We start from the raw sequence: 17,688 nt of genomic DNA, 5'->3' as shown, positions 1-17,688 counted from the left end.
TGGAGAACCGTCATGGCGCAGCAGTACCCGGAATGGATCTGGCAGAACGGCAAGATCAAACCTTGGCAGGAAGCGACCACCCACGTGATGTCGCATGCGCTGCATTACGGTTCCTCCGTATTCGAAGGCATCCGTAGCTACGCGACGCCCGACGGCGCGGCCATTTTCCGACTGACCGACCATCTGAATCGGCTTTACCAGTCGGCACGCATTTACGACATGGTGCTGCCACATACTGCTGATGAGCTGGCCGCGGCCTGCCGTGATGTGATCAAGAAAAACGAGCTGGGTGCGGCGTATCTGCGACCGGTCGCTTATCGTGGACTGGGTGGTTTTGGCCTGTCCGCCGAAACGCCGATCGATGTGGCGGTAGCCGCTTGGCCGATGGGTCCTTACCTTGGTGCCGAAGCACTGGAAAACGGCATCGATGCCTGCGTCTCGAGCTGGCAGCGTTTCGCGCCCAACACCATCCCGGCGGGCGCCAAGGCCGGCGGCAATTATCTGTCGGGTCAACTGATCGCCCGCGAAGCGCGCCGGCTGGGTTTTGGTGAAGGCATCGCGCTGGCTTCCACCGGCCTGCTGAGCGAAGGCGCCGGGGAAAACCTGTTCCTGGTATTCGACGGTGTGCTGCACACCACGCCGGCCAGCGCATCGATCCTGGCGGGCATCACCCGCGATACGCTGAAGACATTGGCCCGCGAAGATGGCATTGAAGTGGTCGAGCGCGATATCCCGCGTGAATACCTCTATCTTGCCGACGAGATCCTGATGTGCGGCACCGCGGCCGAGATCACGCCCATCCGCTCGGTTGACGGCAAGCAGGTCGGCGCAGGCAAGGCCGGCCGCGTGACCCGTCGCTTGCAGGAACTGTTCTTCGGCCTGTTCGATGGCCGCACCAACGATCGCTGGGGCTGGCTCGAGCCGGTCTGAACCTATTCGACCCGACAGTGCCGCGTGCAAACATCATCGGCGGCTTCGTCCATAGCCTCGCGCTGGACGACGCGTAACGGAATCGCACCCGTCTTATCCGGTTCGTAGTAAACCGTGCCGCGTTCGCTGCTCACAAGCGAATGCGGCACGGAATAGCTACACCCGCTCCAGCGACGCACGCAACTATTCTGCGGCAATCGTTTCTTGCAGACAGATGACGAAAGCGATATTGCTTTCGATCAGGTACTTGAGGTTGGCAAGCTTTCTTTTCATTGCGCTCACGATTCAGCCGCAGCGGCAGAACTGACGGGCTCGTGCTTGCGCGCCGGTTTCTTGCAGAAAGCGGCGATCCGCGGATGTCGTTGTTCGAACGTGCCCAGCCTGCCCAAGAGCCCATCGATATACCCGCAGGCTATCGCAACGATCTTGCGCAGTTTCTGCGGCTCGAACAGCAGCACGCAGTAGCCCTGATGGATCGCCAGCAATCCGCTCAACCAGTGCAGTCCCCAATGCGCCCGGTACAAGCGCAGGCAATGCACTCCGTTGCGTGCGCGGTAGTAGCGCCGCCATGCTACATGGTTGGTGGTGTACAACTTGCCATGTTGCTCGATGTCGCCGGCGGTCTGGCGCATCATCACCGCGGCATTCATGTATACCGGCACACCCTGACTGGATGCGCGCAAGCTGTATTCGATGTCGATGTACTCGATGAAATAGTCTTCTCTGAACGCGCCGAGGTTGCGGTAGGCCTGCGCCGAAATGGCCGAGCCGGAGGAGATGATGAACAGCGTGGGGAACATTCCTTCGGTCTGCTCGTCGATGCGCAACGGCTTCGGAAAACGCTTGCCGGGCGGTATCACCGGCATGCACTTCTGCAGGTTGATCTCGTGGATTTTCGGGCCGACCAGGAAGGTATCCGTGCCCAATGCTTCGCAGGCATGCATCATCTTGCTGAAGAACGATGCGTCGATATCTGAATCCTGATCCAGCAGAAAGATCACGTCGCACTGCTGCGCCAGCAGCAACTGGGCGCCCTTGTTGTAGGCGCCGGCAAGCCCGCCGTCGTTGTAGTTGTAGAGTACCTGCATGCCTTGCCCGCACAGCCGCTCGTGCAAACGCATGTCTGCCTCGGGCGAGTTGTCGACGGCTATGACGTTGTCGCAGATGGCACGCGCTTTCTGCAAGTTATGCAGAAACTCTCCGGACGGCTGATAAAGCACGAAGATCAGGCCGAAACTTTTCATGGCGCAGGTACTGGCATCAGCGCCGCCTCCAATACCGTGATATGAGTGAAAGCGGCACGCACACTTTCCGGGCGCATCGGCACCCGGATGTAATCTCCGCGCTGCCAAAGCGCAGTTTGATCGAGATAGTTGGCACTGCCCGCCCAGCCATCCTGACCTCCCAGCAGCACGAAATCGTTGGCGTCCAGATCGGACAGATCGGAGATGTGCCGCGCACAGGAACCGAAGCTGGCCTCGTGCACTCCGCCACTCAACGAATGCCCGCTTTTGTGCACGGTGTTGTTGCCACCCTCCGCCGCGAACGCCGGCGCATTGAAAAAACGCCCGAGACCGGGCAGATAGCCAAGCGGATGCTTCAAGCGGATCCGATGCATCGCACCCCAGCGTGCGTAGCGGCCCAACTGCCGTGCCGCGGCCGGCAAAGCGCGTTCAACCGCACGGCGCAGCACCGCGTCGGGTAGCGCGGCGAAATCCTGTCGCAACAGACGCTGGGTCATCCACACGGTCTGGTAGGCACTCAGATAACGCTTGTTGCTCAAACGCTTTGCCACGCCGGCCAGCAACAGTTCAAAAGCCAGTGCACCGGCCGAATCGGCGGCATAGTCGCCATTCCATTGCCGCAACACCTCACGCAAACGCTGCGATGCGGCCGCACGCGGGAGCAAGGGCAGCGCCGTCAGCAGCAGATCGCGCATACGAAGGCTGCCGGACCCGGCGACGTCGCGTTGCAACCGGCGCAGATCGTCAACGTCGAGCAGCTTATCCCCACCCAGCAAGGTCGCCAGACGCTCGGCGCGATCGGGCGGTGCGAAGAAATAACCCACGGGAAAATCACCGCCGCGCGGCGGCTCGTTGGCCGAAGCGACGAAGCCTTCCGGCGGATCGAACCGGAGCGGCATCGCCGTGATATCGGCGATCTGTTCCCAGTGCGAAGCAGCCTGCGTCGGCAACACCAGATCCGTCGGCCGCTGCAGCGGGCGCCTGGGCAAATGCGCCGCCAGCACATGCGCTACCCGCCCATCGCTGCCGGCAAACACCAGATTGGCACCGGATACGCCGTAACTGCGCAAGGCCTGACTCCAGGAGTCCCAGTCGCGCGCGCGCGCCACGCCGAGCATGGCACTCAACTCGCTGCTGGGGCGATGACCGACCCAGCGCATGGCCAGGGTCTGCCCTGAGGACAACAGCGCGCCGTCGGAAACGATCGGCCCGAACTCACTCTCGCGCAAGCGCAACCGACGCGTGCGTGCGCCGCGTACATGAACCGTCTCAGTGCGTTCGCGCATTGCCGCCGACGGCACCTCAGACACATCGAACAGATCGCTGCCTTGCGCATGCAGGCTGGTGCCACCCCAGGCGATCCAGCGATTGCGACCAAGCAGCAGGAACGGCAGTCCCGGCATCATCAGGCCCACACAGTGAAACCCGGGCGAATGCATGCCTGCAATCAGCCAGGCATTGGGCAAACTCAGCGGCAGGTGCGGATCGCTGGCAATCATCGCCGCGCCGCTGCGGCTGCGGTGCGCTGCAATAGCAGCAGAGTTGCTGCCGCTGCGCAGCATCGCGGTGATCGCCCGGCCAGCCAGATCGCGCTCGCTGGCGGCGGCCGTCGCCGGCATCTCACCGGCCAGCAACCGCGGCCACAATGCGGCCCACACATCGGGCGCCAATCGCTCGCGCAACGGCAACAACCGTAGCCAGACCAACCAGCCGATATCTGCGGAGGCCAGCCGGCCGAAGGTGAGCAGATCGGTCAGCGTCCAAGGTTCGACACGCATGTTGAGCAGCTTGAACTCGGCGGGCTTCTCACCGCCGTCGAGCAGTACATGATTGATGCCGGCGACGAAGCTCTCAGCCAGTTGCCGATCTTCCGACGACAGCGCGGCCAGCATCTGTGGCACGGCGCGACCGACATCGAACAGGCGCAATGAACGATCCACCTCGATGCCTAGTGGACCGATCATCTCCGCGACACGGCCATAGGCGATACGCCGCATCAGCTCGATCTGGCCCAGCCGCAGATGCGCATGCACCATGCCCAGCGCGACCATCAGATCGTTGTCGCTGGACGCTTCGATAAAAGGTATCTGGTATTCATTCCAGCGGATCGTGACCGCATCGGTTACCGGTGTACCCGTGCACGGCAACATAGCCAGGCGTTGCTCCAGGCTGCGCAACTTGGGCTTGCGGCCGTATGCCGCTTTGCCAAGCACGACCGCCGCCACGCCGATGCCGCCGAGCAGGTTAGACCAGCCCCATTTCACGCCGCGCTCCGCACCGGCGCATAGGCCGCGGTCACCGCACTGGATAAAGCTTCTGCCGATGCATCCAGCAAGCCCCAGGCCTGTAGATAGCGCACCGCTGCGGCCACGCCATCTTCGGCGCGGATAGCCTGTCCAAGCACTGTCGCGGCCTGCTGCATCGACGGCTGTTGCGTGGCCACCAAGGCGCTTGCCAGGGCGTCCGCGCTCAGGTTCAGCCGATCCAGCGCGGGCGGTGCCACACCCTGACGGTTGAGACAGCGCGCCCAGAACGGCTGATCGCCATAGAACGGTACGATCACCGAGGGAATGCCCGCCCGCGCGGCGGCAGCTGTGGTGCCCGCACCACCGTGATGCACGGCAGCCGACATCAGCGGAAACAGTTGGTCGTGTGGCGCATGGCGCAGAAAGAAAGTCTGCTCGTCTTGTGCACCGTCAGCGCCATCCAGGCCGCCCCAACCGGTGGCCAGCACGGCACGCTGACCGCTCTTGCGCACGCCATCCAGTATCTTCCTGGTGAATCCCATGGCATCGCTACTAACCATGCTGCCGAAGCCGATATACAACGGCCTGGGACCGCTCTCGAGGAAGTCGCGCAAGGCATCCGATGGCTGCCATTGCGGTTGGTCGAGAAACCAGTAACCGGCCACTTGCGCCGTGCCCGGCCAATCGGCCGGTCGCGGCAACACGTGCTGGCTGAAACCGTAAATCACCCGGCCACGCGCCTCGCCTTCATTGAAATACGGCCCATACCAGGGATAGCCGCGCAGACCAAGCTGAGGCCGGACGATGCCGTTGATCGCCGGGCGCATCACCTTCCACACCAGCAAGCGCAGCAGATGGTAGGCGCCCATGCTCAAGGCACCGGGCAATTGGCTGCGAGTACCAGCGAGCACCATCGGCGGCAGAATTTTCGACGGCGTCAGCGGTTGTAACTGCGCGCGCACGAACGGCAGGCCGCGCCGCTGGGCCAGCGATTGCGCCAGCAAGGTGCTGTTGCCGACACCGATCAACAGGCCCGCGCCATCGCTCGCGGCCATGCCCTCCTCAACCCAGTGGGTGGCCCAATCTGCAAAACAGTCGCGGAAGGTACGCGCCATCGCGCGCATATTCAGACCCTGATCGGCAATGCTGCGATCGGCCTCCAGCAGTGTCTGGAAATTGCTGGTCAGCGGGAAAAACTCCAGCCCGGCGCCACGAACCAGCTCGGCAAAATTATCGCTGGTGACGATGCGCACCGGATAGCCAGCGCGCTGCAAGCCCTGCCCCAGAGCTACGCAAGGCCGTATATCGCCCTGCGTGCCGATGGTAAAGATCGCGATGGGTGCGCGTATGCCCTTCAGATCAGACACAAACCGCCCCCAGATCGGCCATTTCACGATCGACCGTCCTCATGGGCTCTGGCACGACAGCCTGGCGCAGCAGGGTTGGCAGCGCCGACTTCGCTGCGTGCAAAGCCGTCAGCTTTTGCTGCAATAGGCCACCGATCTGTCCCGCCGGCCCGGCTTCCAGCATGTTCTGATGATGGCAATCGATCTCGTGTGTCTCGATCCGGCCGCCCACAAACGACCGCCATGCCCGCGGGTGATATTGCAGCAATCCGTCCAGCTCAACCGGTTCATTGGCGGTGGCATGGAAGAACAGCAAGTCGGCATCGATCAGCTGCGGCACGTATTGCCGGGCCAGCCGCAGATTGTTGCGGGTCACCGCCGATACGTGATCGATCAGCTGCGGGTCGCTCTTCATGATCTCCTGCACCAGCGGCGCCGAAAACACGTCGTATTCGCGGCATAGCGCATCGCTCAACGCATCCATGTTTACGGGCGGGTTGTCTCTGGCCAACTGATGGAAGCCGAGGAAGTGCAGGATCGCCTGTACTTCGCGCGCTTCGTCAATGCATGCTTGCGCATCATCGGTAACAAAGGGATACGAATCCATCATCGCCAGGCATTCCACGTGCTCGCCCTGAGCTTGCAGCTGTGCCGCGATGGCGTGCGCAATCAGGCCGCCCAGCGACCAGCCCAGCAGACGATACGGCCCGTGTGGCTGTTTGTGCCGAATCTGCACCAGATAATCCGCCGCCATTTCCTCGATGCTTTCAGGCAACGACGTCTTGCCGCGCAGGCCATGCGATTGCAGGCCATAGACTGGCAGCTTGGCGTCCAGATGGCGCAGCATGTTGGCGTAGCCCCAGCTGACACCGACCACCGGGTGGATACAGAACAGCGGCCGCTGCTGTTGCGACAGACGCAGCGGCAGCAATGAACCCAGTGGATCGCTCTGGCTATCCGCACGCTGCAGATAGCCGGCCAAACCAGCGATGGTAGAGGCCTCGAACAAGCTGCTTAGCGGCAACTCCATGGAGAAATGCTCGGGGAAACGCGCAAGCATTTCTGCCGCGCTCAGTGAATCACCACCGATCTCGAAGAAATTGTCGTGCAGACCCACTCGCTCCAGCCCAAGAATCTGCTGCCACAGCGCCGCCAGTTTCTGCTCGATCTGGGTCACTGGCTCGACATAGGCCGCGCGGGATTGCCGCTCGGGCTGCGGCAATGCCTTGCGGTCCAACTTGCCGTTCGGTGTCAGGGGTAACGCATCAAGCAGCATGAAGCTGGCCGGCATCATGTATTCCGGCAATCGGCTGGACAGATAGACACGCATAGCATCGGTATCGATGATGGCGCCAGCTGACACCACCAGATAACCGGCTAGCGTGACGATGCCTTCCGCATCGCGATGCGCGGCAACGGCGGCCGCCGTGATGGCGACATGCTCGAGCAGTTGGGCTTCGATTTCACCCAACTCGACGCGATGGCCGCGGACTTTCACCTGACCATCCGCGCGCCCGATGAAACTCAGCAAGCCATCATCGCTCCAGCGCACCAGATCGCCGGTGCGATACATCCGGCTGCCATCGGCCATGAATGGATCTGCCGGGAAACGCTCCTCGGTAAGTTGTGGACGATTGAGATAACCCTTGGCGACACCGGCGCCGCCGATATACAGCTCGCCAATCGCACCGGTCAGCACGGGCTGGCGATCTTCATTGAGCACATAGAGCCGGGTGTTGAGGATGGGCCGGCCAATCGATGGCGGCGCCTGGTCGAGGCTGCCCAGTTCGAATGCCGTCGACCATACGGTGGTTTCAGTCGGGCCGTAGAACTGCGTGACACGCGCAGCATGACGCTGCAGGCGGCCAGCCAGTTCCGCACTGAGCGCTTCACCACCCACCAGTGCATGCACGCCGTCCAGTTTCGTTTCCGCACTCGTCAGAAGCACGCGCCACAACGATGGCGTGGCCTGCACGTGGGTGGCAGCGCTGCGTTGAATAAGCTGCGCCAGCAGTGGTGGATTGCGCACTGCTTCGCAACTGGCCATCACCACTTGCGCGCCAACGGTGAGCGGCAGATACAGTTCGAGTCCGGCAATATCGAAGATCACCGTAGTCACGGCCAAAAAGCGATCGCTTGCCACCGGCTTGAGCTGATCCTGCATACCTTGCAGGAAATTGCCCAGATTGCGATGAGTGACTTCCACACCCTTGGGCCGGCCGGTGGAACCTGAGGTGTAGAGCACATACGCCGTGCTTTCCGCTACGCTGAGATCAGGCTCGTACAAGGTCTCGCTAGATAGCGTTTCGCTTGATGATGTATCCAGTTCTTCCGGCGCCAGCAGCAGCAAGCCACCGAGAGCAAAACGCGCGTGCATTTCGGGCCGAGCGATCAGCACGATCGGCGACGCATCGGCCAGCACCAGCGCCGTACGCTCAGCCGGGCTGTCCAGATCGATCGGCAGATACGCCGCACCGGTCCGCATGATCGCCAGCAGCACAACCAGCAGTTGCTCGCTGCGCGGCAAGGCCACCGCTACTACGTCTCCCGGCTCCACGCCATCGGCGAGCAACTGGCGGGCCTGACTGACGCTGCGTGCATGCAGTTCGCGATAGCTGATGACGTTGTTTTCGAATACCACCGCCGGCGCTTGCGGCGTCAGCTGCGCATGACGCGCGACCAGTGTTGGCAGGCGCTGCTCGGACAACGCCGCCGCCGTGTCGTTCCAGTCGACCAGCAGGCGCTGGCGCTCTTCTTCGCCAAGTATGTCGATCTGCCGCAGCGGCTGTGTCGGATCGGCCAACACGGCTTCGATCAGGCGCACCAGCCGACGCCGGTGTTCGTCAAGTTCGGCCATCGAATACAGCGCGGGGTTGGCGTCGAAATCGAAGCGCAGCGGGCTATCGTTGCCACGGTCGTAGACGAAGACCGTGAGGTCTTCCGCCGAACCATTGGACATGTTGTGCGCGATGGAACTCGCACCGGCGAAGTTGAGTTGATAGTCAAACGGTTCGATGTTCACACCCAGCCAGGCAATGTGCTGGCCTTCGCTGATCAGGCCAAGGTCACGGCGTAAATCCTCATACCGGTACTGCTGGTGCCGCAACGACTGCCGCACGGTCTTCGACACTTGCGCAAACAGCTCCGCCGCCGTCATTTCTGGCGTAAAGAAGAGGCGAATGCTTACCGCGTTCGCAACCATTCCGGGTGCGCCACGCAGAGTGGCATTGATGCGTCCGGAAACCGGCATGCCCATGACCAGGTCGTTGGCGCCGGTAGCGCGATGATAGTAGGCAGCGACCAGGCCGATCAGTACTTGCGGCAAGCTCGCCGCCGTAAGCTTGCCCAGCTCACCCAGACGCTGTGTCGTCTCGACTGAGAGATGACCGATACTGCGCAGCAGACCACCCATGCTGCGCCGACGGGTGTTACGCGACAAGGTAACCGCCTCGGGCAACTGGGCGAGCTGTTCTTTCCAGTATTCGCGATCGCGACGGAAGCGATCCGAGTCTCGATAAACAGCCTCGCCCTCGATCAGGGTATGCAGCGAACCGAATCCGCTCGGCGCTGGCTCACGCCCCTCGGCGTAGGCCGTATAGAGCTCGGCCACCCGGCGCGCAACCATGCCGCCGCTATAACCGTCGTACACCGCATGATGCGCGCGCTGGTACCAGTAGTAACGGTCATCGGCGAGCTTGATCAGCGCACTCACCCACAACGCATCGCGCGCCAGGTCGACCGGCCGGATGATTTCATCGTTCATCCAGGCTTTTGCGGCGGCCTCCGGATCGGCCTCGTGACTGGCGTCAATGAACGGAAACTCGCCTTGGTAGATTGGCCGGATGATCTGTCTCGGCTTGCCGTTCTGTTCGACGATGCAAACACGCAAGGTGTCCGCTTCGCAGGTCACCTGCGACAGCGCCCGTTGGAATAGTGCAGGATCCACCGGGCCGCAGATTTCGACCGCCTCGGCAATATTCATGGTGGTATCGGCGGCCGCAATTTTCTGGCCGACCCACAGACCACGTTGCGCTGTGGTCAACGGTAACGAAGCATCCTCGTACTCATTCATCTCACATCCTTCCTTCGATGTCTGCTCAGCCGTACCCATTCGATCGAACGTGCAGTCACGACGATCCTGTATCGCTGCACATCACCTGCATCGGCCGTCGTTATCTCGTTGCGATCTGGTGATATGGAATCCCGGTATTCGCCACTGCACCTGCCTTCGTAGTTCCTTGTGCTGCTGTTTCAACAAGCCACACGAATCCATCGCGTGGCCGGTGCGGCGACACTTAAATCGTCTGTAACGTTGTTTTATTTCCGGATCTTCAGGAAATCCGGATATTCAAAGGAGAGCCGTCACCAGCAGCAGATCTGCCGATCAAATCACCAGATGGAAAGACATCTCACCGAAAGCCTGATAGCAAATGGACACCCACTTTCCATGCTATGCCGGGACAAGTAACCATCCGTCTTTGATACAGAGTGTCAACACTCAGTCCACTCATGTCCACCGACACTACGTGCGGTCGGTCACATATTGTGCGATGCAGCAATATTTCGTACCGTTCCTGTGCGGTACTCGACATTACGAACCCCGACCGCCTTGCGCGGCCGGCAGCGTGAAGCACTATTTGAAAACGATGCTCGCTATCGCGCCGTTGGCATCACTACGCGGACGCATCGATACGTCCCAACCGTAGAGCTCGCACAACCGGCGGACAATCGCCAGACCGAGACCCGCACCGCTGCCGCCAGCGCCTTCGCCACGTACACCGCGTTGGAAAAGCCGTTCGGCGTCCTCCGGCTTGATGCCGGGGCCGGTGTCGATCACTTCGATACGGCTATTACCAACCTCGACGCGCACGCTGCCTTCCAGCGTGTACTTGATCGCGTTACCAATGAGGTTGGTGAGCGCCACCGATAGTACCGATGCCGGCGCATTGACGGTCACCGGGGCATTGACAATCAATTCGATCTCAATCGGCTTGCCGCGCATCTGCGGCCGCTGGCTCTCGATCACGTCAGAGGCCACCTTGCCCACCTCGGTGGTTTCGCCACGCGTCGGCCCGCGCCGTTCGGCACGGGACAGCAAAAGCAGCGCTTCGATCAGCTCGGTCGCCTGACGAGATGCACGCTCGATGCGCTTCAGGCGCTCGCTGATTTTTTCGCTGAGGTCAGACGAACCCTGCAGCAGTTCCGTCGTGCTGGCGATCACTGCCAACGGCGTGCGCAGCTCGTGGCTTACGTCGGAATTGAATTCGCGGTCGCGCTCGACCATCGCGGTAAGTCGTTCGGAGTATTCGTCCAGCGCATGCGCCAGCTCGCCCACTTCGTCATCGGCGAAATGCACTGCCAGTGGCTCGGCTTTGCCGGCTTTACGAAAACCGCGCAATCGTTGCGCAAGCTCGGTAACCGGTTTGAGGACTTTGCGCGAGAGCCACAGACCAATACCCAGCGATACAAGGCTGAAAATAACCACTGCGCCGATCAATGATGTAATCAGCTGGCGCTTGCCCAGATCCTCGCGACTGATGTCATAACGGGTGAAACCGATGATGCCATTTTTGCGTCGAACCGCCAGTTTGTAATGCTTGCTCTTACCCTCGGCGTCCGTCTCCTGGATGTCATGAACACCACTGCCCAAGTCCTGCCAAGAAAGTGGCATCTTGTAGAGCGTTCGGTCACTCTTGACCCATCCCTCGATCAACTCGGATTCGAACGGCCGATCGGGGTGTTCGATGGCGTTGTCGACTGCTTGGTCGACATCGTTCTGCATGCTGTCATTGATCAGCTGATTCTCGACCTTCGCCCGCACGTAAAGTGCAGCTATGGCGAACGTCGCACTGAGGCCGAAACCAAACAGCGCGAACGAGACAATCAATCGAAAGCGAAGCTTACGCCTGGACTGCATCCGGCTCGACCATCCGATAGCCAATGCCGTGCCGCGTGTGAATCAAAGGCTTCTCGAACGGCTTGTCGATCGCCGCGCGTAAGCCATGGATATGCACGCGCAAAGAGTCGCTATCCGGCAACTCCTCGCCCCACACACGTTGCTCCAAATCCTGTCTTGTCACCACCGATGGACTGGCCTCCATCAGCGCCTGCAGCAGCTTCAGGCCGATCGGGTTGAGCTGGATCGACTTGCCTTCGCGATTCACCGTCAGCGTATCGAGGTTGAACGTGAGGTCAGCCACTTTCAGCACGCGGCTCTGCGGACCTTTACCGCGACGCGCCAGCACTTCGAGCCGTGCCGCAATTTCCTGCAGCGCGAACGGCTTGGTCATGTAGTCGTCTGCGCCGGATTCGAATCCGATCAGCTTCTGTTCCAGCGCATCACGCGCCGTCAGCATCAGGATCGGCGTCTGCTTGTGCGCTTCATGGCGCAGCTTGCGCGCCACTTCCAACCCGTCCATGCCGGGCAAGGTGAGGTCCAGCACGATCACGTCGAAATCGTGCACCACCGCCAGATGCAAGCCGGTGACACCGTCGCCGGCGAAATCGACCACGTGGCCGCGGTCTTCCAGATAATCGCCGATGTTAGTCGCGATATCGCTGTTGTCTTCGATCACCAGAACGCGCATGCATCACTCCTACGCAGCCGTTGCACGGAACGGCTGAGGCTGCAAGCTTAACAAGCTTGGTGCGAGGAATCCCGCCAAATACCACGCGAAACTGAATCGGACGCCGCGCGAACAAGAAAAAGGCCCAGATGCACGACTCGCCGTCGCCACACCTGAGCCCAAGCTATCGTCCCGATACCATCATCAGCAATCACGAGCCTTGGCAAGCCGCAACATCAAGCCGATAACCGGTGCAGATGTTATAGATGGTAGAGAGTTATGGAGGGGTTAACCCGTGACCTCAGATCTCGCCCAAGGATCCCCGTGAAGTACCCAACCTACCCAGCCTAATGACCCACGTAATAGCTAACGGCTTCACTGGTACCCGCTGATTCGCTATTTCCCGGCCACCGACAAATGTGCGTGCCGGTGGGGATTTGGCAGCCCACTTGGGCCTGAATCTGCTGGCTCCCTGTTCTGTTGGGGAGCATTTTTGGAACGTGAGTTGCATTCAAAGTGAAGGCCATAGTCTGTCGGTAACGCCTTCGAGGGGATGCCGCCGCTATCGTCGCGTATTTCCACCCGCGCATTGCTTGCAGAGCCGCCTGATCAAATGTCCCCGCGGGCTCGGCACTGACAACACGCATGTCCTGCACACTGCCATCAGCGGCGACGCCGAACTCGATCGTTACCGCGCCCTCAATTCCGTGTACTAGCGCAACCTGCGGATACACGGGCTGACGAATTTGTATCGGTGCTGGCGTCACCCGCAAATCTGTAGCTGCAGTCGGGTTGGCAAAACGCACACTCGGTTGGTCAATCGCACGCGCAAGATCAGCAACCTGCACGGTTGCTAGCGAAAGGCGCGGCAAAACCATCCTGTGTTTGCTCTCGATGGTTAATGAGACAAGGTCATCTAGGGCGTCGACAGGATGCTCCTTTGCCAGAGGGCGCATGACCTGAACTTTCGCAGGGACCAAATCAGTCCAGTATGTCGCTTTCATGGATTGCATCAGCGGCCGCAACTGCGGCACCAGGGTCAGCTGTAATTGCCCGATAGATTCACTCAAATTCTTCTGAAATTGCGTCTGGCTCCATTCGAGCCGTAGCGTAACTGCGATCAACATTGCCCCAAGTAATACGGCAACAAAGCGCGCTGATACTCTTCCAGGTGCAGGTTCGCGCGGCATGACCATCTGCTGCACCCGATCCAGCAGTACGCCACCGCTGGCAGCAAGTAACAACGAACCATGCCGTTCGCTCAGATCACCCAATTCAGCTAGGGCTGCTACGAACTCGCGGCGACTGCCGCCGCTAATCGAGAGCGCCATGGCGTCGCAGCATATCTCGCGCTCATTACGCACATCGCGTGAAATCCAGCGCACTACCGGGTGGTAGAAGTGCAGCGTTTCGAGAACTATCTGAAACAGATTGGCAACCGGGTCCCAACGCCGCAAATGCGCCAGCTCATGCGCAAAGATCAATTCGATCTGCGTCGCCGGAAAATTACAAACGACCGCCATCGGCAAAAGAATGACCGGACGGATCCAGCCAACCAAGGCCGGAGTGAATACGGCCTTGCTGCACAGCACTCTCACTTGCCGATGCAGGCGGAACTGTTTCGCCATGGCATTGACGACCTCCTGCCATAGCGGCATAGCGTCTGCCATGCGAACGAGCTCTTTCACCCCGTGCCACTGTTTCCACGCGCGTAGCGACAAAAAAACAACACCACACGACCAAACTAGTACCATCCATGGCAAGACCAACTCCAATCCCGAATTCCAAGTGAAGCTGATCGTGATGTCAGGACCAACGAAAGTTGTCGCCGCCACATCAGGTAATGTGGGGATTGCCGGGCCTGCAACCTTCAGCAATCGCCACACCGTAAGCAATGGACAGAAGGCCAGCAAAATCAGCGCGATCATACCCAGGCGATAACGAGCCTCGCCGCGTGGCACCAGAAACCTTATCAACCCGTAGATCACTCCCAGCAGCACCCCCTGCCAAAGAAAGTGCACCAACGCCCAGCCAATCAATCGTGTACTGGCAAGCACTAAAGGCAGTAGATCCATCACTGTGCATCCTTATCGAGCTTGTTCAATAGAAGTCGTATGGCATCCAGCTCCTCGCGGCTGGCGCGCTGGCTTCCCAGCGCATGCAAAACCAGTTGGGATGATGATCCTTCGAACACGCGCTGCACCATATCGATCATGAAACGCTTCTGCGTACGTTCCTTGCTGACAGCCGCTCGATAAACGTGTGCGCGCTGCGAATCATCGCGCTCCACCAGCCCCTTGACATGCATGACCTGCATTAGCTTGAGCGCCGTGGTGTAGCCCGTACCGCCGCGAATATGCAGCGCATCGTGAATGTCGCGCACCGTGCATGGCTGATTGGCCCACAAAAGCTGGAGTATTTCCAGCTCTGCATCCGTAGGCTGAGGAATAGACAAAGTTGTTGATTTTTTCACTGGAATTTCTTCACTAAAGTCTAGACCTCAAACCGCTTGGGTGATCTACTTATCGCGAATATTCAGTCGTGAACGTAAATCGATTTCAACCTCCCGAAGCCCTGTAATTATTTATCGTCTGTGCTTTGCGCATGACCTGCTGACTTTCCGCCTTGGCCAGCTCTACTTCCTATAGGGGTGACATACCGTGCGCGGAATATGCGAGCCCAGCGGCACGTAGTACTGGCATACCAATCGCGTATCGCCCCAACGCGTCAAAGTGGCATTGACGGTTTCCTGATCGCTGAACAACTGCACTTTAGATGCCTGATCCATCTTTTCCACAGTGTCAAATTTGTTCAAAAACGTCTGCATGTCGTTGTGACAAACAACTACGCCCTCTTGTTCCCGAGGCCTTATATATTCATAGCGGCAGCCGAGAGCCATTTAGCTTTTCACGTTTACGGCCAAGGCCGCAAAGCTGTCCTTGTCATTGGCACTAACGATCGCTTTCGTTTTCACCAGACTTTCTGCGTGTGGTATGCCAAAGATACCACCCGCAACAACTAGGTCAACGATATTAAAAAAATAGCTTTTCTTTCCATATCAGGAATCCCAGATTTGAAAAAATCAAAGAATCGAAATGCAGCGTAGACCTCGAAACCTCCGGGGTATTGCGCGTGTCTATTAATGGCCGCCCGGTTGAGTCGTTTGATTGAAACCTCTCATTTCACGCTGTGCGTCACGGCGATCTTGTTCAGTCTGACGGTAGGTACGGCAAATTCGCTTGGGAATGTTCGAGCCCGTGGGTGCTACCGACTCGCATACCAGACGATCACCGTCGCGATGAGTCAGCGTCGCGTTGACGGCTTCCTGATCGTTGAATAGCCGCAGTTTGGAGGGTTGATCCATCGCGTCCACGGTGTTGAACTTGTCAAACAGAGATTGCATGTCTGCCAAATTGGCATCGAGGGCCGCCCGCTCTTTGTCCGTGGTGAATTCGAAACGGCCGCCGGATGCCATGTTGCTCTTGATCAAAGCCACGGCAGCGGCGAAATCCTGCTTGTTGTCGACCGTGACCATCACTTTTTTATCAGCGGCGTTTACAGAAGCGGCCAGCAGAACCAATCCTGCGATGGCTAACACCAGCGAGATCTTCAATTTCATGAACCTTGCCCCCAGCCAGGCAATTCCTCGATATGAGAAATTCAAAACCAGACTCTCCAATGCTTGATCTTAAGACCAGTCTCGGAAGCTAGTCAACGAAGACCTTCGTACTAATGCGTTCGTATATGGAAAGCTTAATTTGCAGCTCAATGCTTGAGCGCATGCCCCTCAAGATGCTTGATGATCTGCGCCGACACATCCACGCCAGACGCTGCCTCAATACCCTCCAGCCCCGGCGAAGCATTCACTTCCAGCAGTAGCGGACCGCGGTTCGAACGCAGCAGATCGACGCCAGCGATTCCGAGCCCCAAGGCACCGGCTGCGCGGATGGCGATACGCTTTTCTTCCGCACTCAGGTTCGCCTTGATCGCGCTACCACCGCGGTGCAGGTTGGCGCGGAATTCGCCGGGGCTGGCGACGCGTTGCATGGCAGCCACGACTTTTTTGCCGACGACGAAACAGCGCAGGTCACTGCCTTTGGCTTCGGCGATGAATTCCTGCACCAGGAAATTGGCATACAGGCCGCGGAATGCCTCCACCACGCTCTGCGAGGCGCTGCGCTTTTCAGCCAGAACCACGCCGGTGCCCTGGCTGCCTTCATTGAGCTTGATGACGTGCGGCGGATCGCCCAGCATCGCCAGCACGTCGTTGGTATCGTCGGGGTTATCCCCGAACACCGTCACCGGCATGTCGAGCCCCTGCGACGAGAGTATCTGCAGACAGCGCAATTTGTCCCGGGCGCGCAACACTGCGTCGGACGGATTGGGCGTATAGACCCCCATCATCTCGAACTGGCGCAGCACCGCTGTGCCGTAAAACGTGCTGGACGTGCCGATGCGTGGAATCACTGCGTCGATGTCGCGCACGTCCTTGCCCTTGTAGCGAATGGCAACGTCGTTGGGGGCGATACGCACATAGCAGCGCAGCGGGTCGAGCACGCGCACCACATGGCCGCGCTCGCGCGCCGCCTCGATCAGTCGCCGGGTCGAATAGAGACGGGAGTTGCGCGACAGAATCGCAATTTTCATGGAGAGTCCGTAGCGACCAAGGATGGTCGTGACTGGGTATAGGAAAGCGCCGGATCTACCGCAAACCGCCCCACCAGGGCGCTGCGACCGAGCAACAGAGGAAACAGCATATGTCGACGGTCGGTGAGGTTGACGTCGACGCTGAAAGACTGCCCGGCCAATGTGACCTGCGTGCGAATAAACCAGCGCTCGGTGCGTCGCCCGCCAGTATCGGTCACGATACGACGATCCAATGCAGGCGCTTCGCAGCTGATTTCGAACGGATGTCGACGCCGGACACTCAGCGTGAAGCGCAGCCACGTCTCACCGCTTCGCTGAAACGTTTCCAGCGTGTCGACATGCAGCGAGCTACTGCGCGCGCCGGTATCGAGCTTGGCCTTGAGCAGACCGATGCCCAGCTCGGGCAATGCCAGCCGCTCGCGCCAGCCCAGAATAATGGGGCTGGACTTGATCAGATCGGTCATCTGGCGGCGGCGCTGCTCGTGAGAATCGAGGGAGTGGAGCGGGTGAAGGGAATCGAACCCTCGTCAGTAGCTTGGGAAGCTACAGCTCTACCATTGAGCTACACCCGCGTCGGCCGGGCGATGGTAACCCGGGATACGAACGGTGGGAACTGCATGGCACGACGAATTTATTTCCGCAACGACAAAATGGCGTGCAACCACCCGCGGCCAAACGGCGGGTAAATCGCAGGTAGCGGCTGGCTGAA

13 protein-coding genes and 1 tRNA gene are annotated in these 17,688 nt (G+C 59.7%); 1 reads left to right on the top strand and 13 read right to left on the bottom strand.

The annotated features are described in order from the left end of the window. Positions 1 to 12 precede the first annotated feature (12 nt). The gene (locus tag HDE79_RS03920) at positions 13 to 930 is read left to right on the top strand and encodes a branched-chain amino acid transaminase (protein WP_184600590.1); all 918 of its coding nucleotides are present in this window, start codon (positions 13 to 15) and stop codon (positions 928 to 930) included. A 278-nt stretch (positions 931 to 1,208) separates the two neighbouring features. Here HDE79_RS03920 and HDE79_RS03915 read toward each other — a convergent pair whose 3' ends face one another. The 13 genes from HDE79_RS03915 to HDE79_RS03855 all read right to left on the bottom strand — a co-directional run bounded on the left by HDE79_RS03915 (position 1,209) and on the right by HDE79_RS03855 (position 17,551). Next, the gene (locus tag HDE79_RS03915; RefSeq protein ID WP_184600589.1) at positions 1,209 to 2,174 is read right to left on the bottom strand and encodes a glycosyltransferase; all 966 of its coding nucleotides are present in this window, start codon (positions 2,172 to 2,174) and stop codon (positions 1,209 to 1,211) included. Further along, on the bottom strand, positions 2,171 to 4,438 hold the full coding sequence (locus HDE79_RS03910; RefSeq protein WP_184600588.1) for a penicillin acylase family protein: 2,268 nt from the start codon (positions 4,436 to 4,438) through the stop codon (positions 2,171 to 2,173). Before HDE79_RS03910 ends, HDE79_RS03915 begins: the two co-directional genes overlap by 4 nt. Next, positions 4,435 to 5,757, bottom strand: a complete 1,323-nt coding sequence (locus tag HDE79_RS03905) for a glycosyltransferase (RefSeq protein WP_184601098.1) — start codon at positions 5,755 to 5,757, stop codon at positions 4,435 to 4,437. The genes HDE79_RS03910 and HDE79_RS03905 overlap by 4 nt, the downstream gene beginning before the upstream one ends. A 22-nt stretch (positions 5,758 to 5,779) precedes the next feature. Next, positions 5,780 to 9,838, bottom strand: coding sequence for a non-ribosomal peptide synthetase (locus HDE79_RS03900; protein ID WP_184600587.1), 4,059 nt, complete (start codon positions 9,836 to 9,838; stop codon positions 5,780 to 5,782). Between the two features lie 561 nt (positions 9,839 to 10,399). Next, positions 10,400 to 11,683: a HAMP domain-containing sensor histidine kinase gene (locus HDE79_RS03895; RefSeq protein WP_184600586.1), complete on the bottom strand. Its 1,284-nt coding sequence runs from the start codon at positions 11,681 to 11,683 to the stop codon at positions 10,400 to 10,402. Further along, the gene (locus tag HDE79_RS03890; RefSeq protein ID WP_179477853.1) at positions 11,667 to 12,353 is read right to left on the bottom strand and encodes a response regulator transcription factor; all 687 of its coding nucleotides are present in this window, start codon (positions 12,351 to 12,353) and stop codon (positions 11,667 to 11,669) included. Before HDE79_RS03890 ends, HDE79_RS03895 begins: the two co-directional genes overlap by 17 nt. A 326-nt stretch (positions 12,354 to 12,679) precedes the next feature. Continuing rightward, positions 12,680 to 14,407: a M56 family metallopeptidase gene (locus HDE79_RS03885; protein ID WP_184600585.1), complete on the bottom strand. Its 1,728-nt coding sequence runs from the start codon at positions 14,405 to 14,407 to the stop codon at positions 12,680 to 12,682. Further along, positions 14,407 to 14,805 (bottom strand): BlaI/MecI/CopY family transcriptional regulator, encoded by a 399-nt coding sequence (locus tag HDE79_RS03880; RefSeq protein ID WP_343205901.1) that lies wholly within the window; start codon positions 14,803 to 14,805, stop codon positions 14,407 to 14,409. Before HDE79_RS03880 ends, HDE79_RS03885 begins: the two co-directional genes overlap by 1 nt. 162 nt (positions 14,806 to 14,967) lie before the next feature. Then, entirely contained in the window at positions 14,968 to 15,147 is a 180-nt protein-coding gene (locus HDE79_RS03875; protein WP_184600584.1) for a hypothetical protein, read from the bottom strand. 324 nt (positions 15,148 to 15,471) lie between these two features. Continuing rightward, a complete protein-coding gene (locus HDE79_RS03870) occupies positions 15,472 to 15,951 on the bottom strand; it encodes a hypothetical protein (RefSeq protein WP_184600583.1) in 480 nt (159 codons plus the stop codon). 146 nt (positions 15,952 to 16,097) lie between these two features. After that, positions 16,098 to 16,979 carry a 30S ribosomal protein S6--L-glutamate ligase gene (rimK, locus tag HDE79_RS03865; RefSeq protein ID WP_184600582.1) on the bottom strand — a complete coding sequence of 294 codons (882 nt, stop codon included), beginning with the start codon at positions 16,977 to 16,979 and terminating at the stop codon, positions 16,098 to 16,100. Beyond that, complete coding sequence (locus HDE79_RS03860; protein ID WP_184600581.1) at positions 16,976 to 17,443, bottom strand: RimK/LysX family protein; 468 nt, start codon at positions 17,441 to 17,443, stop codon at positions 16,976 to 16,978. Before HDE79_RS03860 ends, rimK begins: the two co-directional genes overlap by 4 nt. Before the next feature lie 34 nt (positions 17,444 to 17,477). Beyond that, positions 17,478 to 17,551 (bottom strand) — tRNA-Gly (locus HDE79_RS03855). Positions 17,552 to 17,688: the final 137 nt, after the last annotated feature.

Origin of the sequence: Rhodanobacter sp. MP1X3 (assembly GCF_014207165.1) — a bacterium.
In the GTDB taxonomy this organism is placed as follows: Bacteria; Pseudomonadota; Gammaproteobacteria; order Xanthomonadales; family Rhodanobacteraceae; genus Rhodanobacter.
Note: the sequence above shows the minus strand (reverse complement) of the source record. Positions and strands in the feature narration are given on the sequence as shown.